The organism is Streptomyces sp. NPDC014891, assembly GCF_043081085.1.
Lineage (GTDB): Bacteria > Actinomycetota > Actinomycetes > Streptomycetales > Streptomycetaceae > Streptomyces.
Window position 1 is genome coordinate 79,038 of record NZ_JBIBWF010000001.1, and the last position, 22,359, is coordinate 101,396.

General features: G+C 73.8%; 16 protein-coding genes. 9 read left to right on the forward strand and 7 right to left on the reverse strand.

Annotated features, from left to right (window positions below):
• Nucleotides 1–114 precede the first annotated feature (114 nt).
• The gene (locus ACF09E_RS00380; protein WP_392203101.1) at nucleotides 115–684 is read left to right on the forward strand and encodes an RICIN domain-containing protein; all 570 of its coding nucleotides are present in this window, start codon (nucleotides 115–117) and stop codon (nucleotides 682–684) included.
• A 186-nt stretch (nucleotides 685–870) separates the two neighbouring features.
• Here the strand turns inward: ACF09E_RS00380 and ACF09E_RS00385 are convergent, their stop codons facing one another.
• A complete protein-coding gene (locus tag ACF09E_RS00385; protein WP_392203102.1) occupies nucleotides 871–2,478 on the reverse strand; it encodes a S8 family peptidase in 1,608 nt (535 codons plus the stop codon).
• Nucleotides 2,479–3,154: 676 nt separating this feature from the next.
• Here ACF09E_RS00385 and ACF09E_RS00390 point away from each other — a divergent pair.
• Together ACF09E_RS00390 and ACF09E_RS00395 are read left to right on the forward strand one after the other, a co-directional pair.
• A complete protein-coding gene (locus ACF09E_RS00390) occupies nucleotides 3,155–6,118 on the forward strand; it encodes an ATP-binding protein (RefSeq protein ID WP_392203103.1) in 2,964 nt (987 codons plus the stop codon).
• 188 nt (nucleotides 6,119–6,306) lie between these two features.
• Entirely contained in the window at nucleotides 6,307–8,748 is a 2,442-nt protein-coding gene (locus tag ACF09E_RS00395) for an ABC transporter substrate-binding protein (RefSeq protein ID WP_392203104.1), read from the forward strand.
• Between the two features lie 124 nt (nucleotides 8,749–8,872).
• Here ACF09E_RS00395 and ACF09E_RS00400 read toward each other — a convergent pair whose 3' ends face one another.
• From ACF09E_RS00400 to ACF09E_RS00415, 4 genes are all read right to left on the reverse strand, one after another.
• Nucleotides 8,873–9,088 carry a DUF6243 family protein gene (locus ACF09E_RS00400; protein WP_392203105.1) on the reverse strand — a complete coding sequence of 72 codons (216 nt, stop codon included), beginning with the start codon at nucleotides 9,086–9,088 and terminating at the stop codon, nucleotides 8,873–8,875.
• Between the two features lie 339 nt (nucleotides 9,089–9,427).
• Nucleotides 9,428–9,622, reverse strand: coding sequence for a hypothetical protein (locus tag ACF09E_RS00405; RefSeq protein ID WP_388797813.1), 195 nt, complete (start codon nucleotides 9,620–9,622; stop codon nucleotides 9,428–9,430).
• 121 nt (nucleotides 9,623–9,743) lie between these two features.
• On the reverse strand, nucleotides 9,744–10,649 hold the full coding sequence (locus tag ACF09E_RS00410) for an SMP-30/gluconolactonase/LRE family protein (RefSeq protein ID WP_392203830.1): 906 nt from the start codon (nucleotides 10,647–10,649) through the stop codon (nucleotides 9,744–9,746).
• Nucleotides 10,650–10,852: 203 nt separating this feature from the next.
• A complete protein-coding gene (locus ACF09E_RS00415; RefSeq protein ID WP_392203106.1) occupies nucleotides 10,853–11,383 on the reverse strand; it encodes a cytochrome b in 531 nt (176 codons plus the stop codon).
• A gap of 127 nt (nucleotides 11,384–11,510) precedes the next feature.
• Between ACF09E_RS00415 and ACF09E_RS00420 the strand changes: the two genes are divergently transcribed.
• A complete protein-coding gene (locus ACF09E_RS00420) occupies nucleotides 11,511–13,475 on the forward strand; it encodes an acyl-CoA dehydrogenase (protein ID WP_392203107.1) in 1,965 nt (654 codons plus the stop codon).
• Between the two features lie 45 nt (nucleotides 13,476–13,520).
• Here the strand turns inward: ACF09E_RS00420 and ACF09E_RS00425 are convergent, their stop codons facing one another.
• Nucleotides 13,521–14,465 carry a nucleoside hydrolase gene (locus ACF09E_RS00425; RefSeq protein ID WP_392203108.1) on the reverse strand — a complete coding sequence of 315 codons (945 nt, stop codon included), beginning with the start codon at nucleotides 14,463–14,465 and terminating at the stop codon, nucleotides 13,521–13,523.
• A 229-nt stretch (nucleotides 14,466–14,694) separates the two neighbouring features.
• On the opposite strand from ACF09E_RS00425, the gene ACF09E_RS00430 reads away from it, so the two are divergent.
• The 3 genes from ACF09E_RS00430 to ACF09E_RS00440 all read left to right on the forward strand — a co-directional run bounded on the left by ACF09E_RS00430 (nucleotide 14,695) and on the right by ACF09E_RS00440 (nucleotide 18,997).
• Nucleotides 14,695–16,389, forward strand: coding sequence for an alkaline phosphatase D family protein (locus ACF09E_RS00430; protein ID WP_392203109.1), 1,695 nt, complete (start codon nucleotides 14,695–14,697; stop codon nucleotides 16,387–16,389).
• A gap of 374 nt (nucleotides 16,390–16,763) precedes the next feature.
• On the forward strand, nucleotides 16,764–18,158 hold the full coding sequence (locus ACF09E_RS00435) for a globin domain-containing protein (protein WP_392203110.1): 1,395 nt from the start codon (nucleotides 16,764–16,766) through the stop codon (nucleotides 18,156–18,158).
• An 89-nt stretch (nucleotides 18,159–18,247) separates the two neighbouring features.
• A complete protein-coding gene (locus ACF09E_RS00440; protein ID WP_392203831.1) occupies nucleotides 18,248–18,997 on the forward strand; it encodes a pyridoxamine 5'-phosphate oxidase family protein in 750 nt (249 codons plus the stop codon).
• Nucleotides 18,998–19,040: 43 nt separating this feature from the next.
• Here ACF09E_RS00440 and ACF09E_RS00445 read toward each other — a convergent pair whose 3' ends face one another.
• Nucleotides 19,041–19,850, reverse strand: a complete 810-nt coding sequence (locus tag ACF09E_RS00445; protein ID WP_392203111.1) for a hypothetical protein — start codon at nucleotides 19,848–19,850, stop codon at nucleotides 19,041–19,043.
• A gap of 252 nt (nucleotides 19,851–20,102) precedes the next feature.
• On the opposite strand from ACF09E_RS00445, the gene ACF09E_RS00450 reads away from it, so the two are divergent.
• On the forward strand, nucleotides 20,103–20,663 hold the full coding sequence (locus ACF09E_RS00450; protein ID WP_392203112.1) for an SMI1/KNR4 family protein: 561 nt from the start codon (nucleotides 20,103–20,105) through the stop codon (nucleotides 20,661–20,663).
• 320 nt (nucleotides 20,664–20,983) lie between these two features.
• Nucleotides 20,984–22,258 (forward strand): MFS transporter, encoded by a 1,275-nt coding sequence (locus ACF09E_RS00455; RefSeq protein ID WP_392203113.1) that lies wholly within the window; start codon nucleotides 20,984–20,986, stop codon nucleotides 22,256–22,258.
• Nucleotides 22,259–22,359 lie beyond the last annotated feature (101 nt).

The following is a 22,359-nucleotide window of genomic DNA, read 5'->3' on the forward strand; positions in this document are numbered from 1 at the left end:
TACGGTGAGCCGCGTCAACGGGCCACGCCACGAGTCGACCGGCGTGCCGCAGAGCCCGGTTGACGAGGAGCCGCCGGCGTCTTTCGCGGCGGCATGACGAGAGGACGAAGAGAGATGCGTTCGCATTCCTTCCACCAGGGGGCCCTCGCGCTGCTCACGGCGGCCGGATTCCTCGCCGTGGGCACCGGTGCGGTGTCGGCGCAGCCGGTGGCCCGGCCGGCCGCTCACGCGCCTTCGACGGCCGCGGCCGAGGCCGTACGGGCCACGGGTCCGTCGTCCGGGGCCCTCGGGACGACGGGGTCGTCGGCCGCGGTCCCGGGGGCGGCCGACGTGGTCCAGACGTTCGCGAACATGGCCACGGGGTCCTGCCTCGACGACAGCCACCAGTTCGGCCTGCGCGGTTACGGCTGCAACGGCGGCGTCTACCAGAAGTGGAACGTGCACGTGTGGGGTGACGCCACCCGCCAGCTGCGGAACCTCGCGACCAACGAGTGCCTGTTCGACGACGGCTACACGCTGGACACGCGGGCCTGCAACTCCTCGCGCGAGCAGAGCTGGTTCGCGCACAAGAGCGGCGACCGGGTGACGTTCGAGAGCCAGGCCACGGGCGAGTGCCTGGACGACAGCCAGTTCGGGCTGCGGACGATCCCGTGCTCGTACAACCGCAACCAGACCTGGCGCTGAGCCGCGGCGGTCCGGCGGGCCTCCACCGGCGCCCGCGCCCGCCGTCCGCGAGCACGTCAGGCGACCGGCGGCCACACCGATGACCGGCGAACACGCCCGTGACCGGCCCTCTCCCCGGCGGAACGCGCCGGGGAGAGGGCCGGTCTCAGGTGCGGTGACCGCGTGTCGGCGCGGGGCGGGATCGGGTCAGAACTGCAGCGACCAGGCGTTGATGTAGCCGGTGTCGTTGACCCAGTTGTCGGTGGCGCGGAGCTTCCAGGAGCCGTTGGCCGCTTCGCCGGAGGCGTTGACGGTGAAGGTGCCCTGGATGTTGTCGGCGCTGTCGGAGGAGTTGTAGTCCTTCAGGAGGAACGCGGTGCCGTCGGGGGCGACCAGTTCGAGCCGCACGTCGCCGCGGTAGGTGTGGCGGACGTCGACGGTGACGGACAGGTTCGAGGGGGCGTTGCCGGTGACCCCGGAGACCGCGACGGGAGACTCCACCGTGGCGTTGTCACGGATCTGGTAGTCGTCGGTGTTCTCGAACTTCTTCCCGCCGGGCGGCGGGGTGGTGTCACCGGCACCGGTGTACAGGAGCTTGTTCGGGGAGCCGGTGCGGGCGTCGGTGACCTTGTCCGGGGTGGCGTCGGCGACGAGCCTGTCGCGGACCTGGGCCGGGGTCCAGGTGGGGTTGGCGGCGAGCAGCAGGGCCGCCGCGCCCGCGACGTGCGGGGCCGCCATGGAGGTGCCGCTCATCGTCTGGGAGGCGGTGTCACCGGAGTTGGACGAGGAGACGATGCTGTCGCCGGGGGCGAAGACGTCCAGGCAGGAGCCGTAGTTGGAACCCTGGCCGTTGGACCAGCCGGTGGCGCGGGCGTCGCGGCTGTTGGTGGCGCCGACGGTGATGGCCGAGGGGGTGGAGGACGGGGAGTAGGAGCAGGAGTCGGCGTTGTTGTTGCCGGCCGCGACGACCCAGGTGACCCCGGAGGATATGGAGGCCGCCACGGCGTCGTTCACCGACTGGGTCTTGCCGCCGCCGATGCTCATGTTGGCCACGGCCGGCTTGACCGCGTTCTTGGTGACCCAGTCGATGCCGGCGAGGACCGGGGCCCAGGTGTCGCCCGAGGTGCCCTGACAGTTCAGCACGCGGACGCCGATCAGCTTGACGCCCTTGGCGACACCGTAGGAGGCGCCCCCGACGGTGCCCGCGACGTGGGTGCCGTGGCCCTGGCAGTCGGAGGCGTTGGAGTCGTTGTCGATGAAGTCGTAGCCGCTGACGGCGCGGTTGCCGAAGTCGCGGTGGCTCATGCGGATGCCGGTGTCCACGATGTACGCGTTCACGTTGGCCGCGGTGGTCCCGTAGGTGTAGCTCTTGTCGACGGGCAGGTTGCGCTGGTCGACGCGGTCCAGGCCCCACGAGGGCGGCGAGGGCTGTGTGTCGACCGCGTACGCCACCGCGTCGGCCTCCACCCGGGCCACGGTGGGGTCGGCGGCAAGTTCCCGCGCCTCGCTCTCCGTCATGCGCACCGCGAACCCGCGCAGGGCGGCGGTGTACGTGTAACGCAGACTGCCCGCGTGCCGCTGGGCCAGTGCCTTCGCGGAGGCGGGTACGTCGGCCCGGGCGACGGAGTCCTTGAAGGTGACGATGTAGGAGCCCTGGACGGCGCCGGGGCGGTCCGCGCCGACGATGCGGCCTTCGCCGCCGCCGGGCGGCGTCGGCGCCGCCGTCGCGGCGGTGGCCGCGGAGGCCACGGCGAGCAGGGCGGCACTGGTACTGATGGCGAGCAGGCGCCGGAGGGCGCGAGCGTCGAACTCCATGAGTGCTTCCTTCGTGGGAGGTGTCCGGACCCGGCTGGGCGTCCGGAGGGCGGCATCCGTCACGCCGGTGGGTCCGGGCGCGCTCCGTCGAGGGGTGGGGAGGGCGCGCCCGGAGGGGCCGCCGCACGGCCGGGACGTCGATCCTGGTCGGGATCATGACAATCAGCGGTCGGTGGCGGTGGTACGGGCGCCTCTGATGGCGGCGCCCGGGCGACGGGACGGGGTGACGTGTCGCACGGAGCGGGCTCCGCTCCGCACTGGTCCGGCCGCGCCGTTCGGCTGGGTGGGGTGCTGCCACCCCGTGCCGCCGCCGGTTGGGGACCGGGGTGGACGGGGCCGGTGCGACCGGACCGCCCAGAGCTTCGGCCACCGGGAGGGAGCCCAGCAATCCGTAGCGCTACCCAAAGAGTGGCGAGGGCGACGCCGAGGAGCGGTGGGGGCGACGCCGACGCGTGACGGCCGGCGGCGACGCGGCCGGTCCGTGGAATTCCGTGGGTAGCCACCCCCTATTGCGACGGCGGCCCCGCTGCGGGTAGACCACGTCCAGCGAGACCCACCTGCCCGGGCGGGCGGCTCGGCGGCGGCCCCGGTCGGGGCGCGCGCGGAGACCGGTTCGACAGGGCCGCCACGACCTTCGACGCGGCCTCCGGGCATGTGGCCGGCGAAAGGCGGAGCCGTGGAGAGACGTCCCATCGACACCCCACACGGCGAAGCACGGCCCGAGGGGGGCGGGTTCGTCGGACGCGAGCAGGAGGCACGACGGCTGCGGGAGGCCCTGCGCGCGGGGCGGGGCATCGTGGTCGTCCGGGGTGACGCCGGGTCGGGGACGTCGCGGCTCGTCGACGAGGTGCTCGGCGCGGCGGAGTTCGCGGAGTGGACGCAGCTGCGCGGGACGTGCTGGGACGACGCGGCCCCGGTGCCGTTCGAGGCGGTGACCTCGGCCCTCGCGGGCCTGCCGTACCGGCCGGGCCCTCCGGAGCCGTTGCCGTCGGTCGCCGGGGTCGTGGGTCTCCTCGTCCCCGAGCTGGTCGACCGGCTGCCGCGGCCGCCCGTGTCCGCGGCGGATCCGGAGGTACGGCGGGGGCTGCTGCCCCGCGCGGTGAGGGCCCTGCTCGCCTCGCTCGGCGACGCCGTGCTGGTCCTGGAGGACGTCCACCACGCCGACCCGGCGACCCTCGGGCTGCTCGGCCACCTGACGCACGCGATGCCGCCCGGTCTGCGGCTGGTCGTCACGGAGGACGCGGCCCCGGGGCTCCCGGTCCTCGGCGTCCGCGCCGCGGGAGGAGCGCACTGCGAGGAGATCCGCGTCCACCCCTGGACGGCGGCGGACACCGAGGAGTTCGTCCGCCGGTGGGCGGCCCGGCGGTCATCGGTGCGCGCCGAGGAACTGCCGGAGCTCGCGACCTTGGTGCACGGGCTCTCCGGCGGCCTGCCCGGAGCCGTCGGAGCACTCCTGGGGGATGCGGCCGGACTGCCGGGCGCGGACGCGCCCGAGGCCGCGGACCACGGCGGGATCCTGGACGCCGTACGGGAGGCGGGGGTACCCGGGCGCGTGGGCCGGGAGTTCGCCCGGCGGTGCGCGCCGCTCACGGAGGACGCGCGGCGGATCGTCGCCGCGGCGGCCGTCCTCGGCCGGCCTGTCGGCCTCGACGTGCTCGCCGACGTCGCGGAGTGCGCACCGGAACGGGCGGAGGCGGCCGTCGACGCGTGCGTACGGCGGTCGGTGCTGCGGACGGAGGGGCCGCGCCTGTCCTTCCGTAGTCCGCTGGACCGTCGGGCCGCGCTCGCCCGGGTACCCGGGCCCCGCGCGGCGCGGCTCAGCCTGCGCGCGGCCCGGGCCCTGCACCGCGGTGGAGACGGGCCGCTGCCGCTGGTCGACCTCGCCCGGCTGTACGCCGCGGCCGGACGCGTCCAGGACGGCGTGCGGTGCCTGGTGGCCGCCGCCGACCGCGCGGCCTCCACCGGCGACTACGCCACCGCCACCCGTCTCTACGCCCGGGCCGTCACGGAGGACCCGGGCGCGGCGGGGCGGGTGCGGACCGCCGCGAAACTGGCCCGCACCGCGCAACTGGCCCGCGCCGGCGCGCAGGTGGTCGCCGCCGTGCGCACCGTCCTCGACGAGGACGATCCGCCGCCGCGCCTGCGCGGTGAGATCCGGCTCCATCTGAGCGTGGTCCTGCGCAACCAGAGCGGAGGAGCGCTGGACAGCCTCGAAGAGGTCGCCCGCGCCATCCCCGACCTGGAGGCGTCCGATCCGCAGACCGCCGCGCGGGCCATGGCCGTCGCCGCCATCCCCTCCATCCAGGGCTGGCCCCTCGACCGGCACCGGCACTGGCTGGACCGCGGCGACGCGCTCGCGGAGCAGGTGGCCGACCCCGTCGCCCGGGCCGCCATCGCGGCCAACCGGGCCACCGCGCTGATGCTCGTGGGCGACCCGCGCGCCTGGCGCGCCGCCGAGGCGCTGCGCGGCCCGGCCGCGTCCGCGATGGAGACCGCGCACCACGCCCGGGGCTGGACCAACCTGGCGCACGCCGCCAGCGCCCTCGGATACGGCACGCGCGGCCGGGACTTCCTCGACCGGGCCGTCGGCCGGCTCGCCGACTCCAGCAGCCCCTACCTGGAGGGACTCGTCGAGACCGCCCGCCTGGTGCTCGCCTGGCACGGCGGCGACTGGGACGGGCTGCACACGGCCGCCGACCGCACCACCCGGCAGCTCCAGGAGATCCCCGACCTCACTTCCGAGGCCATGCTCGTCCGGGGACTGGTCGCGCTGCACGCCCTCGGCGACGTGCCCCGGGCCCGCCACGACCTCGCCCGGGCCGCCCGCACCGCCTGCTACGACACCGGCTTCATCCTCACCGCGTCGGCCGCCGCCACGGCCCGCATCCATCTGGAGGCCGGGCGCCCCGAGCAGGCCTGCGAGGCCGTGGAGGACGTCCTGAGCCGGATCGAACGGACCCGGGGCTGGGTGTGGGCCGGCGAGGTGCTGCCCGTCGCCGTGGAGGCCCTCCGCGAGAGCGGCCGTGACGCGAGGGCCCGGCAGCTCGTCGCCGACTTCGCCGCCGGGTCCGCGACCGCCGACGCACCCGCGGCGCGGGCGGCCCTGGCCGTGTGCAGGGCGCTGCTCGCGGAGGCGGCGGACCGTCCGGACGAGGCGGTCGGCCTGCTGGCGGACGCGGAGGCACGGTGGCGGCGGCTCGGCCGCCCGCTCGACGCGGCCCGCGCGGCGGAGGCCAGGGGCCGGTGCCTGCTGGGCCTGCACGGGGAGACGGCGGCCCGGGAGGTGCAGGACGTGGTCGAGGTCTACCGGCGGCTGGGCGCCCGCTGGGACGTCGCCCGCTGCCAACGGCTGCTGCGGCGCCACGCCATCGTCACCACGCACCGCCGGGGCCGGCTCGGCTACGGCGACCGGTTGTCGCCGCGCGAGGAGGAGGTGGCCCGCCTCGTCGTCCGCGGGCGCGCCAACCGGGACATCGCGGAGAGCCTGGTGCTGTCCACGCGCACCGTGGAGCACCACGTGGCGCGCATCATGCGGAAGCAGAACGCCTCGTCGCGGGCCGACATCGCCCTGCCGCCGGCGCGGGAGACGGACCCGGTGCCGAGTCCCGTTCCCCCGTACGGCGGCGGCGTCGGCACGTGACCGCGCGGGCGGAGCGGGCCTCGCGGCGGGACCGCCCCGTCGCGGCTCGGTCCGTGCTCCCCCGGTCCGGCGTGTCCCCGCTCGCGCCACCCCCTGCCTCTGCCCCCGTCCGCCGTCTCCGTCACCAGGAGTCCGGTCAGGCTGTCTTTCCGTCACCTGAACGGCCCACCAGGACCTAGAGTGTGCGCGTGACCGAGCACAACCACGAACTCATCGCCGGCCGGTACCAACTGGTCGAACTCATCGGCCAGGGCGGCATGGGCCGGGTGTGGCGTGGCCTCGACCAGCAGCTCTTCGGACGCGAGGTCGCCGTCAAGGAGATCCTCTTCCCGCCCGGCATGAGCGACGACGACCGTGCGGCGCTGCTCCGGCGGTTCACCGGCGAGGCCCGCGCGGCGGTCACTCTCAGCCACCCGGGCGTCATCACCGTCCATGACGTCGTGGAGCACCGGGGCGCCCCGGTCATCGTCATGGAGCTGGTGCGGGGCAGGTCGCTGGCCGCCGCGATCCGCAGCGAGGGCCGACTGCCCGTACGGCGGGTGGCCGAGATCGGCGCGGCCGTCCTGGACGCGCTGACCGAGGCGCACACGGCCCGGATCGTGCACCGCGACATCAAGCCGGACAACGTGCTGCTGGCCAAGGACCGTGTCGTCCTCACCGACTTCGGCATCGCCCACCTCGCCGACGCCACGACCAAGCTGAGCCACAGCGGCATGGTCATCGGCACCCCGCAGTACATGCCGCCGGAGCAGCTGGACGGCAAGCGCCCGACCGCGGCCAACGACCTGTGGGCACTCGGCGCCACCCTGTACCACGCCGTCGAGGGGCACCCGCCGTTCGAGGCGGAAGGTCTCCACGCCCTCGCCGTGGCCGTGTTCACGCGTCCGCACCGGCCGCCCGTCCACGCCGGCCCGCTGGCCCCCGTACTGGACGCCCTCCTCACCAAGGACCCGGGCGAGCGGGTGGGCGCCGCGGAGGCGGCCGAGATGCTGGGGGCCGTACTGGCGGGCACTGCGCCGGGCGCGGACGCGTCGCACGGAGACGGCCGGGCAGGGGCGCCGGAGCAGGACGGCGGGCGCGGTCCGGTGTCCGGTCCGGTGTCCGGTCCGCGGTCGGCCCCGGACGCGGTGGCGGGGCGTTCCCCCTCCGAGGAGCAGGCTTCCGCACCGACGATGCCGAAGCGGCTGCCCTCGTCGACGCCGTCCGTACCGACCCCCACGGTCGCCGACTCCGCCGGGTCCGCCGCCGAACCGGCGCCCCGGCCCACCCCGGAGCGGCCGAAGGCCCCGCCGGTCCCCGCGCCGACGGACGGGCCGTCGCCGACCGTCGGCACGACGGCACGGCCGGAGGACGGGTTCGGGGCGGCCGTGGGACGGCGGAGCCTCACCCGGCGCGCCACGGTCCTGGGCACGTCCCTCGCCGTGCTCGCGGCGGGATCCCTCCTGACCTGGTCCCTCACCCGTGACGACGACACACCGGGCGGCGGGACGGGCGGCAGCGGTCCGGCCGCCTCCTCCGTCACGGTGCGGATCGGCGTGGACGCGCCGCTCAGCGGCGGGCTCGCGGCGATGGGCGCCGGGGTCAGGAACTCCGCCGAACTGGCCGTCAGGACGGCCAACGAGAACGGCCACGTCCCCGGTGTGACCTTCGAGATCACCGCCGTCGACGACGCGGCCGACCCCGCCAAGGGCGCGGCCAACGCCGCCCGGTTGGTCGACGACGACCAGCTGGTCGGGGTCGTCGGGCCGGTCAGCTCGGGGGTCGCGGCCACCCTGGTGCCGGCCCTGTCGCGCGCGGGCGTCGTCAACGTGTCGCCGGCCAACACCAACCCGGCCCTCACCCTGGGCACCGGCTGGGCCTCGGGCACCCGCGCCCGTCCGTACCCCACGTACTTCCGCACGATCGGGACGGATGTCGACCAGGGGCCGTTCGCCGCCCGGCACCTGCACGGCACCGGGAAGACCAAGGTGTACGTGGTCGACGACGCGAGCGCCCACGGGACCACGCTCACCTCCGGCTTCACGGCGGAGTGGCGGAGGCTCGGCGGGACGGTCGTCGGCACCGAGCAGGTGGACCCCGCGGAACGCGACTTCGCGGGACTCGCCCTCAGAGTGCGGTCGTCGGGGGCCGAAGCCGTGTACTTCGGCGGGTTCTACGACGCCGCCGCGCCCCTGTCCCGGCAGCTCCGGCAGGCCGGGGTGACGGCGCCCCTGATGGGTGGGGACGGCGTCTTCGACCAGCAGTACCTCACGGACAACCCGCAGGCCGACGGTGACCTCGCGACCCAGATCGGCGCCCCCGCCACGGAGTCGGCGGCCGGACGCGACTACCTCGACCGCTACCGGAAGGCGGGCTACTCCCAGCCGCCCGGCTGGTACGGCCCCTACGCCTACGACGCGACCTGGGCCGTCATCGAGGCGGTGAAGGCCGTCGCCGCGACCCACGAGGGGAAGCTCGCCGCCGACACCAGGAAGGAGCTGCCACGGGCCGTCGGCCGGCTCTCCTTCAGCGGCGTCACCGGACCGGTGGCCTTCGACGGATTCGGCGACGCCGTGAACCGGCCGCTGACGGTGTACCGGGCGGACGGCGGCAGCTGGAAGGCCGTGACGACCGGTCCCGCCGCCCCCTGAGACAGCCCCCGGCGGAGGACGGCCGGGCCGGTACGACGACGAGGCGAGAACGACGAAGGGCCCGGACCGCGCCGTGCGGTCCGGGCCCTTCCCTCTGCGATGCCACCCCGTGGCTCCGGCGCCGTCAGCCCGCGGCGGTGTCGCCGGACGTCTGCTCGGCCTCCTCGGCGGCGCGCGCCTTCTCCCGCATCTTGCGCACCAGCTCCGCCTTCTGGTCGGCGGCGACCCGGCGGTCCTGGTTGCGGTGCGGACCGTTGTTCTGCCGCTCGGAGCGGGACAGCTTCTTGCGCTGGCCGCCGCCCTGGCCCACGGGGTTGTTGATGTTCTTGCTGTCGGTCACGGGTTCTCCCGTTGGTGAGGTGGTCTGCGGATGCGCCGATGGGGGACGGACCGCGGCGCCGGAGGCCGTGAGGAGGGGCCCGTCACGCTCTCACCCGTGCATCGCCGTCCGAAAGCCCCTGGCCATGACGTTACCCGGTCCCACCGACGCCGCGGCGTCCGCGTCACCCTGACCACCCCGGGCCCCAGGGTGACGTCGATGAACGGGGTCGTGCGGCGCACTGCCGGGGGGCGTGTGGCGGCCGCCGGTCGAGTCCCGTCCATCACCCTGGAGTAGAGGTCGACAGTCTGCGGTCCGTGTGTCGACCTGACCTTCACGGCGCGGCCGCCGCGTGCCGCGTCAGGAACGGGACCAGGGGCGGCGGCGGGTGGAGTGGTGGGAGCCGCCGGCTCCGACGCCCGAGAGGTGCAGGGCCAGGGCGATGAGTCCGAGGAGCATCACGTTGGCCGAGGTGAAGACGTCGTTGGTGCCGATGTCCGCGGCGTTGATCAGAAACGAGACGAAGAACAGGACGGCGGCTGCTATGCCGAGCATGGCGGGGCTCCTTTCGAGAGGTGTCGTCCGTATGCCCCCGCCCCTCCGCGGCACACCGGGGTGCACGGGACGGCCGCCGGGCGTCGTTCGCCCGGCGGCCGGCGGCCACGACCGCGGTGCCTCAGGGACGGGTGCCGCTCGGCAGGAAGACCAGGCCTGTCGGCGTGCTCAGGCCGGTGGCCGGGAGGGTCGTCTGGCCGCCGCCCGTCTCCTGGACGCGGACCACCCGGTTGTTGAAGCCGTCCGCGACGTACAGGCCGCCGCAGCCGTCCAGCGCGAGGCCGAGGGGGTCGCTGAGTCCGTCGACGGCGACGGTGGTCTGTCCCCCGCCCGCCGCGATCCTCACCACCCGGTTGTTCCCGCTGTCCGACACGTACAGGTCCCCGGCGGCGCCGAGCGCCAGGCCGGTCGGCTGGGAGAGGCCGACCGTGGGCACCGTCGACTGTCCGCTTCCATCGGCGGCGACCCTCACGACGCGGTCGTTGACGAAGTCGGAGACGTACAGGTTCCCGGCGGCGTCCAGCGCGAGCCCCCAGGGGTGCAGCAGCCCGTCGGTCGGTACGGTCGTCTGGACGCCGCCCGCCGACACCTTCACGACCCGGTCGTTGAAGCTGTCGGCGACGTAGAGGGTTCCGGCCGGGTCGAGGGCGAGCCCCAGGGGGCGCGACAGGCCGTCGGTGGGAACGGTGGACTGGGCGCCGTCGGCCGTCCTCACCACGACGCGGTTGTTCCCGGTGTCCGACACGTAGAGGCGGCCCGCCGCGTCCGCGGCCAGGCCCGTCGGCCGGACGAGTCCGTCGAAGGGGACGGTCGCCTGCCCGCCGCCGCTCGTGGACAGGGAGACGACCCTGTTGTCACCGTAGTCCGACACGTACAGGGGGCCGTGCGCGGAGGGCCGACCGTCCCCCGGCGGGGTCGCGCCCGCCGGGGTCGGGGGAAGCGCGCACAGCGCGACGAGACCGACCGCGGTGGCCAGTCGGCGGGCCCACCGGTGCCTCGTACGACCCTGCGGGGGCACGGACGCCATCCTTGCGGACCGGGCCGGGGTACCTGGCATGACTCTCCCTCGGGTGCGAGCGGCCCGCCCAGTGCCGAGCCTGCCCCCGACCCTAGGAACGGGCCCCCACCCGTCCGGGAACCACGCCGCCCACCGGCCCGCGGGCCACTCCAACGCCCCGGACACCCGCGACGCCGGCCGTCGCCGACGACCGGGACCGGTCCGCCACGGTGTCAGAGCATGCGACGGAGCAGCCGGTCCCGGTCGAGGAGCTGGTGCTTGAGGACGAGTCCGACGTGGACGGCGATCGCGGTGAGCAGCAGCACCTGCGCGGTGACGTGCACCCCCAGCAGGTCGTCGTCGTCCGAGGCGAGCAGGACCAGGCCGGTGACCGGGACGACGAAGGTGAGCGCGTAGAGCAGTACTTCCGTGGAGTGGGCCAGCCGGCGCTCGGCCCGCGTGAGGGTGGGCGCCCAGGGCGGCAGACCGGTGTGGCGGCGCCACAGAAGTCGCGCCACCCCCAGGAGGATGATGGCGGCGCCCAGCAGGACGTGGGTCGTCAGCAGCGCGTCGTCGCCGAAGGCCTCGTACCCTCCGCCACGGCCCCGGCCCCGGCCGGACTCACCCCCGCGGCCCCGACCGCGCCCGCGCCCGGACTCCGAGGCGTCCAGGGCCCAGCCCACGACGAACTGCGCGCCGAGCGCGGCGGCGGCAGCCCAGTGGAGGGCCTTCGTGAGGGGCCGATAGCCGGCGTTCCTGTCCATGCCCCCATCACAGCCCACCGCGCCCCCGCCGCACCGCTGCCACGCGCCACTCCCCAGGCGGCCCCTCCGCCGGCCCTGCCACCCGTCGCGGCTGGTTGATCCTTTCGCGGCGGGGTAGCCAAGCCCCATGGCCCTCGACAACACCTCCACCACCACGGTGACCGGATACGTCCAGCCCGAGATCGACGTCCCGGCGCTCTCCGCCGTTCTCGACGGCGAGTACGCCGGGATCCGCGGCCTCGTACGCACCAACCTGTCCCGGTACGCCTCCGTCCTCGAGGACGCCGAGGAACTCGGCATCGACGCGTTCCGCGAACGGGTGCGCGAGGTGGTGGTCGAGATGGCCGCGACCGGGCAGACCGGCATGGGCTTCCCGGCCGCCTACGGCGGTGGCGGCGACGTCGGCGCCTCGATCGCCGCGTTCGAGACGCTGGCCTTCGGTGATCTCTCGGTCCTGGTGAAGGTCGGCGTGCAGTTCGGCCTGTTCGGCGGCGCGATCCTGCACCTCGGCACCGAGCGCCACCACGACGCCTATCTGCCCCGGCTGATCACGGGCGAACTGATGGGCTCCTTCGCGATGACGGAGACGGGGCACGGCTCCAACGTCCAGGCCCTCGGCACCGTCGCCCGCTACGACGCCGCGCGCCGGGAGTTCGTCATCACCACGCCCGGCGACGAGGCGCGCAAGGACTACATCGGCAACGCGGCCCGGCACGCCGAGCTGGCGGTCGTCTTCGCCCAGCTGGAGGTGGCCGGCGATTCCCACGGCGTGCACGCCTTCGTCGTGCCCGTCCGGGTCGGCGGCGAGCCCGCGCCCGGCGTCCGCATCGAGGACGACGGCCGCAAGATGGGGCTCAACGGCGTGGACAACGGCCGGATCCGGTTCGACGACGTGCGGGTGCCGCGCGAGGCGCTCCTCAACAGGTTCGCCGACGTCAGCCCGGAGGGCGTCTACGAGAGCTCGATCGACAACCCCCACCGCCGCTTCTTCACGATGCTCGGCACGCTGGTGCAGGGCCGGGTCAGCGTCGGCGGCGCCGGCATCGGCGTCTCCAAGGTCGCCCTGGCGGTCGCCACCAAGTACGCCGTGCGGCGGCGGCAGTTCTCCGCGGCCGCGGACGCCGGGGAGCAGGTGCTGCTCGACTACGGCCTGCACCAGCGCCGCCTGCTGCCGCTGATCGCCCGGACGTACGCGCTGCACTTCGCCCAGGACGTGGTCCGCTCACAGCTGCACGACGTCTTCTCCGGCGTCTCCGACGACCCCGAGGAGCGGCGCCGGCTCGAATCCCGCGCGGCCGGGCTCAAGGCGCTCGCGACCTGGCACGCCACCGGGGTCGTCCAGGAGTGCCGCGAGGCCTGCGGCGGCGCGGGCTACCTGGCGGTGAACCGGTTCGCCGCGCTCAAGGCCGACAGCGACGTCTTCACCACCTTCGAGGGCGACAACCACGTCCTCCTGCAGCTCGTCGCCAAGGGGCTGCTCACCGATCAGGCGAGCGCGTTCGAGGACCTCGACCAGGCGGGCGTGGTCCGCTTCGTCACCGGCCTCGCCGTCGAGACCGTCCTGGAACGGGCCTCCGTCCACAAGCTGCTCGAACGCGTACGCGACCTGCTGCCCGGCGACGACGCATGGGACCGGGAGGCCGGTCTGCTCGACTCCGACTACCAGCTCGCCATGGTCCGCTTCCGGGAGGAGCACATGCTGGCCGGCCTGGCCCGCCGGATCAAGAGCGGGACCGACCAGAAGCGCGACCCGGGCACGGTCTTCTCCCAGGTGCAGGACCACGTCGTCGCGCTCGCCCGCGCCCATGTGGAGCGGCTGGTGACGGAGGCGTTCGTCGAGAAGGTGCGCGCGATGCCCGAGGGCGGCGAGAAGGCCGCGCTGGCCCTGCTGTGCGACCTGTTCGCCCTGTCGACGATCGAGGCGGACCGGGCCTGGTTCATGGAGCACGGCCGGCTGACCGTGCAGCGTTCGAAGGCGATCAGCCGCGAGGTGAACGACCTGTGCCGCAAGGTCCGGCCGCTCGCGGTCGACCTGGTCGACGCCTGGGGCATCCCGCCCGAGATGCTGCGCGCCCCGGACCTCGTGGGCTGACCGGGCGGGCCGGCCGGTTCCGCTCCCGCGGTGCCGCCGGCCGGTTCACCCGCCGCCGAGGACGCGGACGGCGTCCACGATCAGGTTCCAGAAGCGGTCCGCGTCGACCTCCATGCCGACCTCGACGTCGGCGGGAGCGCCGGTCACGCCGTGCAGGTCCACCACCGTCGCGCCGCGGGTGTGGGTGCCGGTCAGCTCCACCGTGACCGCGGCGCGTACGAGGCTCACCAGCGACGGGTCGATCAGGTGGGCGACGGTGAGCGGATCGTGCAGCGGGGGCGCGTCGAATCCGTAGACCTCGCGGTAGGTGGAGGCGAAGTAGGTGAGCAGGTCGACGCAGAGCCCGCTCAGCGGGGTGCCGAGCGCGGCGATGCGGTCGACGACCTCGGGGGTGGCCCGCACCTGGTGGGTGGCGTTGAGACCGAACATGGTCACCGGCACCCCGCTGCGGAGGACGATGTCCGCGGCCTCGGGGTCGCACAGGATGTTGAACTCGGCGGCGGGCGTGGCGTTGCCGCGGTCCGTCGAGCCGCCCATCAGCACGATCCGGTCGATCCGGGACGCGAGCTCGGGGTGGGCGAGGAGGAGTACGGCGATGTTGGTGAGCGGGCCGGTCGGCACGAGCGTCACCGGGACCGGATGCGCGAGCAGCGTGTCCCGGACGAGGGCGAGTGCGCCCCGCGGGTCCTCCGGTACCTCGGGCGCGCCCGTTCCGAAGCCGGGACCGTCCAGGCCGGAGTCGCCGTGGATGTTCCCCGCGGTGCGGGGCGGCCCGTGCAGCGGTCGGGCCCGGCCCGCGGCGATCGGTACGCCGCGGATACCGGCCACCGAGCACACCCGGCGGGCGTTGAGCGTGGTCTTCTCCAGGGTCTGGTTGCCCGCGACGGTCGTGATGGCGAGCAGCTCGACGGCGGGGTGCGCGGCCGCCAGAAGGATGGCGAAGGCGTCGTCGTGACCGGGATCGCAGTCGAGGATCACGGGGATGGGCATGGTGTCACCGTCCCATACGGGGGCAGTCGCGCGAAGGGGGCGCGGCCGATGTGAAGGAGCACCTCGGGATGGCGGTGGCGCGGGCGACGGCCGGGAGCGGCGTGCGGGCGCGGTGCGGGGCTCCGCGCGTACGACGGCCCGGCGTCGCCCCGGATCCTGGCCCGCCGTCCTTCAGTACCGTACGAAGACGTCGTTCTGTACCGCGAGAAGCACCGGAAGGGGATGCGTGATGGCCGGTCTGAGGCTGGGCCCGCTCCTGCGGCACGTGGACTGGGAGTCGGGCACGAGCGCGACCGTGTGGGTCGAGACCGACCGGGCGTGCACGGCGGAGGTCCGGTGCCCGGGCGGCGCCGGCGGCTCGGCCGCCACGTTCCGCGTCAACGGCCACCACTACGCGCTGGTCGTGGTCACCGGGCTCGCCCCGGGGTCCGCGACGACCTACGAGGTGCTGCTCGACGGCGAGCGGGTCTGGCCCCTCGCGGACTCGGTCCAGCCGCCCAGCACCATCCACACGCCGGCGGTCCCCTCGACGGGCGCGGTGGTGGCCTTCGGCTCGTGCCGGTGGGCGGCTCCCGCCGAGGGCCACGAGGATCCGGTGGGCCCCGACGTCCTCGACACCCTGTCCGCCCGCCTCTCCGCCGACCCGGAGTCCGGACGTCCCGACGTGCTCGTCCTCCTCGGGGACCAGGTGTACGCGGACGAGACGTCCGCCGAGACCCGCGCCTGGATCGCCCGGCACCGGGCGAGCGCCGGAACGGGCGCCTCGGCCCCGCCGGACCAGGTCGCCGACTACGAGGAGTACACCCGGCTCTACGACGAGTCCTGGGGCGACCCCGAACTGCGCTGGCTGCTGTCGACCGTGCCCAGCTGCATGGTCTTCGACGATCACGACGTCATCGACGACTGGAACACGAGCGCCGCCTGGGTCGCCGAGATGCGGGAGACACCCTGGTGGCACGAGCGGATCACCGGCGGCCTGATGTCGTACTGGGTCTACCAGCACCTCGGGAACCTCTCCCCCGCCGAGCTCGCCGAGGACGAGCTGTACGCGGCGGTGCTGGCGGCCGACGACGGCACGGCCGTTCTGCGCGCCTTCGCGGAACGGGCCGACGCCGACCCGGCCTCGGTGCGCTGGAGCTACCGCAGGGACTTCGGCCGGACCAGGCTGCTGATGGTCGACACGCGGGCGGCGCGGGTGCTGGAGGAACAGCACCGGGCGATGCTGGACGCGGAGGAGGCGGCCTGGCTGCGGGCGCAGGCCTTCGACGACCTGGACGGTGTCGACCACCTCCTGGTGGGGACCTCGCTGCCGTGGCTCCTGCCGCCGATGGTCCACTTCGCGGAGGGCTGGCACGCGGCGCTCTGCCGGGGCGAGCGCGGACCGCGCTGGGCACGCTTCGGCGAGTGGCTGCGCCGGCGGGCGGACCTGGAGCACTGGGCGGCGTTCACCGCGTCGTTCGCGAGGCTGACGGACACGCTCGCCGAGGTGGGGAGGGCGGAGGCGGCCCCGGCGACGGTAAGCGTGCTCTCCGGGGACGTGCACCACGCGTACGTGGCGGAGCCCGTATGGACCTCCGGTCCTCCGGTGCGCTCCCGTGTCTACCAGTTCACGTGCTCGCCGCTGCACAACTCGGTGCCCGCGCCCATGAGGGTCGCGTTCCGTTTCGGCTGGAGCCGGTTCGCCAAGCAGATCGGCCACCTCCTCGCCCGTCACGGGCGCGTCGCGAGGCCGGCGATCCGGTGGGAGCGCGACGGCGGGCCGTGGTTCGGCAACCAGTTGATGACGCTGACCCTGCGCGGCCGTACCGCGCGGCTGCGGTTGGAGAAGGCGTCGGCGGGCGCGAAGCGCGGGCGGCGCGGTACCGACCGGGCGGGAGCGCGGCTCACCGGGGTGCTCGACCGGCCGCTGACCGAGGGAGGTTGACCGTCCCGACGCCGTGGGCGAGGGCGGTCCGGCCTGCCCGAGGCGGGCCGGGCCGCGAGCCGTGGACGATCTGCGACCGAGATGTGGAGAAGTTCGGGACACGGCGTGAGTTTTCGGTCGGCGAATTCACCGTCACCGCTGTTCCACAAACGGTTGAAACCACTTGCGACTCATTAGTAACCAGCCTCTGAACAGCAGAAATGCCTTCTACCGAGCTGCGTTCGCGGGAATCCGCGGAATTCCGAGGGGCGGGGTATGGTCGGCCCCGTTCACCCGTACGCGTATTCGTCGAACGTTGTGAGCGAAGGAAATCGGGGCACATGCAGACCCCGGGGACGAAGACCGACCGAAGACGTTCGAGGCGAGGCAGACCGATGGAAGTTCCGACCACCCCGTCGGCCGCCGGGTACGGCTCCGATGCCGCTGCCGGCGGCCAGGACGGAGGATGGTTCGGACGCGGCCCGTCGGGTACGCAGGGGACCCGGAGCCCCGGTAACCCGGAGACGGACCGGACCCCGGCGACGCCGGGGCACCCGGCGGAACGCCCGACGGCCCCGACGCCGCCCCGTACCGCCGCCCCTGCGTCGGCCCCCGCTTCGGCACCCGCGTCGGCTTCCACTCCGGCATCCGCATCCGCATCGACTCCGTCCGCGACGGACCTGCTGCGCCGCACGATGGCGGAGATCGAGCCGATCGCCGACAAGGTGACCTCGTACTTCTACGCCCTGCTCTTCCTCCGCCACCCCGGCCTGCGGGACCTCTTCCCCGCCGCGATGGACACCCAGCGCGACCGGCTGTTCAAGGCCCTGCTCACCGCCGCGACCCACGCCGACGACCCGGTCACGCTGACCACGTACCTGACCCACCTCGGCCGCGGGCACCGGAAGTACGGCACCCTCCCCGAGCACTATCCGGCCGTCGGCGAGGCACTGATCGGCGCCCTCTCCCGGCACGCCCCGGAGACATGGGGCCCGAGAACCGAGGCCGCGTGGGTCGGCGCGTACACCACGATCTCCCAGATCATGATCGACGCGGCGACCGAGGACGAGCTCCGCGCGCCCGCCTGGTGGCAGGCGGAGGTGGTCGCCCACGTCATGCGGACGAAGGACATCGCGATCGTCACGGTCCGCCCCGACGGGCCGTACCCCTTCCTCGCCGGGCAGTACACGGCCCTGGAGACCCCCTGGTGGCCGCGGGTCTGGCGGCACTACTCCTTCGCCTCCGCTCCCCGCTCCGACGGACTGCTGTCCTTCCACGTGAAGGCCGTGCCGGCGGGCTGGGTCTCCAACGCCCTCGTCCACCGGGCGCGCCCCGGCGACGTCGTCCGGCTCGGTCCTCCCGCCGGTTCCATGACCGTGGACCACACGAGCGACAGCGGCCTGCTGTGCCTCGGCGGCGGCACCGGGATAGCGCCCATCAAGGCGCTGGTGGAGGACGTCGCGCAGCACGGGCGGCGCCGTTCCGTCGACGTGTTCTACGGCGCCCGCAGGAACCAGGGCCTCTACGACATCGACACGATGCTCCGGCTGCAGCAGTCGCACCCCTGGCTGTCGGTGCGCCCCGTCGTCGACGACGGGCCCGTCGGCCTGCTGTCGGGCGGCATCCCCGAGGCCGTGCGCGAGTTCGGCCCCTGGCACACGTACGACGCGTACCTCTCCGGCCCGCCCGGAATGATCCGCCGCAGCGTCGACACCCTCGTGGGCATCGGGGTGCCCACCCACCGCATACGGCACGACTCCATCGAAGAACTGGTCGGGGCAACGACGTGACACCCTCTGAACACGCCGCTCAGCAGGAACGGACGACCCTGCGGACCACGCGCCCGGGCAGTGACGGCGAACACCTCGTCCAGCAGCGCATGGGCACCACGGACCGCGCGGACCGCTTCTACGCCGACCAGGTCCTCGACCGGCTGAACCCGCGGATGCGCGCCTTCGTGAACCGGCAGGAGATGTTCTTCCTGGCCACCGCCGACCGGCACGGCGCCTGCGACAACACCTTCCGCGCGGGGCCGCCCGGTTTCCTCCACGTCCTAGACGAGGCGACGCTCGCCTACCCCGAGTACCGGGGCAACGGCGTCCATGCGAGCCTGGGCAACATCGAGGAGAACCCGCAGGTCGGCATCCTCATGGTCGACTTCCTCCGGGACCGCATCGGGCTCCACGTCAACGGCACCGCGCGAGGTCTGACGGACGACGAGATCCGCCGCGAGCACCCCTGGCTCCCGGTCGAGGAGGTACCGGGCCGGCGGGCGCTGGTGTGGGTGGTCATCACCGTCGAGGAGGCGTACATCCACTGCGCGAAGCACATCCCCCACCTCCAGAAGGCACCCGCACGCGGCCAGGGCCGCTCGTGGGGCACAGACGACGTCAAGCGCAAGGGCGGCGACTTCTTCGGCGCGGCCCTCGAAGCACCGGAACGCGGCCCGTATCTGCCCCCGCCCCGCCCGGACGCGGACGCGGCGACCTGGCGCGCGGAGGCGGAGCGGGTCCTGGCCCGGGCGGAACGGTACGGCCACGGCTCACCGGCACGCGTCACCGCCGGGACGGAGTCACCGCCGGAGGCGACACCGTTCAGGGGCTGGTTCAGCAGGAGCACTTCCGTCTGAGCCCCGACCGGCGTCGCCGAAGGTCCGGCTTCGGCGACGCCCGTCAGCCGGAGGCCGCTTCCGCGTGACGGCTCTGCATCGCGGCGATCACCCGCTCCCGGGCCAGCTGCCTGGCCTGCTTGAGTTTCCAGTCCGCCAGGAGCAACGGCGCGAACCAGATCCAGCCCCACACGCTGAAGGAGACCGTCCCGGTCATCACGAGTGCCTTGTTCGTGGCGAAGACCAGCACGAACGCGATGACGTACGCGGCCACCCGGTGGCGGATCAGGAGCCGCAGCGGCGCCTGCCACGGACCGGCCAGCAGTTCCAGCGCGGCGGCGACCTCCGCGGCCCTCAGGTCCTCGGGGTGAGCGGGCTCCTGACCGCCCCGCTGCAAGGCCTCGGCGACGCCGACGCTCTGGGACGTCTGTGCCGCCCGCTCGGCCCGCACGACGTCCGCCCGTTCCCGTACGTCGTCCCAGTACCCCCGACCCGCCCAGTCGAGTGCGGCCTCCACCTGCGCCGCTTCGGGCGAACCCTCGGTGGCCAGGCTCGCGATCCGCTCCTTGAGGCCACTCACCCGCGCGACCCGGCCGGGATACGTCCATCCGTCGGCCCGCAGGCACAGTTCCAGGTAGGAGACGAGCAGCCCGAGGTCGTCCGGCCAGCGCGCGAGCCCGCTCCGGTAGGCCCTCTCCGCCTCGGTGTCGTGGTCGTCCTCGTCCTCAGCGGCGTGGGCGAGGCCGAGCCACCGGTAGAGCACCGGATCCGGCCCGAGTTCCTCGAGACCCGCCTCGGCCGCCTTCCGGGCCTCCGCGAACCCTCCCACCGCGAACAGTTCTCTGCAGCGGTCGGCGTACTCGTCGTGCGTCATGATTCCCCACCCCAGTCGATCAGGAGGTCCACTTTCAGCCACACGAACCCCTTGGTCAAGCGAGTGTCGCGGGAGCGCGGTGCACGCACCTCACACCCCTTCGGCAGGCACCCGACATCGACCCGTTCGCGAAGTGCGTCCTTGTGCCGTCCCGCCACCTGGTTGACGGACGCGGCACACGTGTCACATCGTCTGGCCCATGGGACGAGAAGGGACGCTCCCGAGGGGCGTACGTACAGGGGGACAGGTGGAATGGACAGCTGGTCACATGTGATGAGCCTTCTCCGGGAGCTCGCCCCGGCCGATCACGCCGATCTGCCGGGACCCGCCACGGAGCAGATGCTCGCGGCCGCCGAGGAACGGATGGGACTCGCCCTCCACGAAGACCTGCGGGCCTGGCTGTTGCGGAACAATCTGGATCTTCCCGAGGAGGAGGTGGACGACGACGTCGCATGCTGCGGCTTCGACGGCTTCCCGGACGAGGGCAGCTTCTTCCTGGGCATCCGGGCGATGGAGGGGCTCTACGCGAATCGCTCCACAGCTGCCGGGTTCGACCCCCCGGACCAGCCGGAGCATCCGTTCTGGCGCAACGAGTGGATCCCCTTCCTCTCGGACCGGGACGGCTGGACGGGAAAGTTCATCGACGTGCGGGACGGACGCATCGGCCGGTGGTTCGTGGGCGAGAGCACGGTCACGGGCGAATACGCGTCACTGGCGCACTACTTCGACTCGGTAGCCGAGAGGCTCCGGAGCATCGCCGACGGAACTCTGCCGGTCTGCGAGATCTCCGAGGGACGACTCGTCTGGTTGTGAGACCGGATCCCTCCCCGCCTCCCGCCCGCTGGGGGACGCTCGCGTCGAACGACGAACGGCCCGCACCACCACCCGGTGCGGGCCGTTCCACCATCCAAGGGTCCGTCGGAAGGGGTGTCCGACCGACCCTGCCTATCCTGAGCGGTCCCACGCGCTCACCCCCCACCTGCCCTCGATCCCACCGCCCACACCCCCCGATCTCGCATCGCACGCGCACCCTCAGCGCGGGGAACGGTCGCGTCGTTTAGCTGCCAGCTTCCCGCGCGCCGCGCCTGTTGGATCGATTCCGTACGGCACTCCCTCGCCCCAGGACGGAATCCATGACCTCGACGCGCCTCGTCACCACACCCGACACCGGCGGAAGCGGACCGCCCGGCCGCGCCCCGGCCGGCGGGTGGCCGGCCGTCGTGGCGGTGATGCTCGGGATCTTCCTGATCGTCACCACGGAGATCCTGCCGATCGGTCTGCTGACCCGGATCGGTGCCGGATTCGCCGTCTCCGACGGCACGGCCGGGCTCATGATGGCCATGCCCGGTCTCCTCGCCGCCCTCTCCGCGCCCGTGGTCACGACGGCGTTCGCGGGCGTCGACCGTCGTCTGATGCTGTGCGCGTTCCTGCTGTTGCTGGCGCTGGCGAACGTCATGGCCGCCGTGGCGCCGGGGTACTGGCTCGTGCTGGTCTCCCGGATCGTCGTCGGCGTGGTCATCGGCGGCTTCTGGTCCATCAGCGCCGGCCTGGCCGAGCGTCTCGTACCCGCCGGGTCCGTCGGCCGCGCGACGGCGGTGATCTTCTCGGCCGTTCCGCTCGGCTCCGTCCTCGGAGTCCCGGCAGGAACCTTCGTCGGTGATCTGGCCGGCTGGCGGACCGCCTTCGCCCTGACGGGTGTTCTCAGTTTCGCCGTCCTCGTGATGCTCGCCCTGGTGATGCCGCCGCTGCCGCCCCTCACGGCGACCCGTGCGAATGTGCTCCGCGGCCTGCTGAAGGGCGTCCACACGCGGTTCGCGCTGCTCGTGACGTTCCTGATCGTCCTGGCGCACTTCGGGACGTACACCTACGTCACGCCGTTCCTGGAACGGACCACCGGCGTCGGGGCCGGGACGATCACCGTGTTCCTGCTGGTCTACGGGGCGGCCGGAGTCGTCGGCAACTTCCTCGGCGGTGCGCACGTCGTCCGCCGCCCCAGACTCGTACTCGCCCTGGCCGGTGTGCTCATCGCGGCCGGGACCCTGCTGCTTCCCGTCCTGGGGAACCGGCCTGCCGGCGCCCTGGTCCTGCTCGTCGTGTGGGGCGTCGCCTACGGGGCCGTACCCGTCTGCTCCCAGACGTGGTTCGCGAAGGCGGCACCGCAGGCTCCCGAGGCGGCGTCCGTGCTCTTCACCGCGTCCTTCCAGGCGACCATCGCGCTGGCCGCGTGGCTCGCGGGCGGCGTCGTCGACCGCACCTCGCCCGCCGCGGTCATGACGCTCGGGGGTGTCGTCGCCGCGCTCACGGTCCTGGTGGTCCAGCTCCACCGCGTACGCCGGGACACCTGGCCGGAGCCCGCCGGCGCGGACGGCGACGCGCCGGTACGTGTACGGGAGGCGCCCGGAGGATGACGGTCCTCCCTCCCCCGGGCGACACGTCGGCGCGGCCGGGGGCCGTCGGGCGGCCGCAAGGCGACGGGAACGGCTCCCTGTTGGCCGGATGCCTGTGGGAG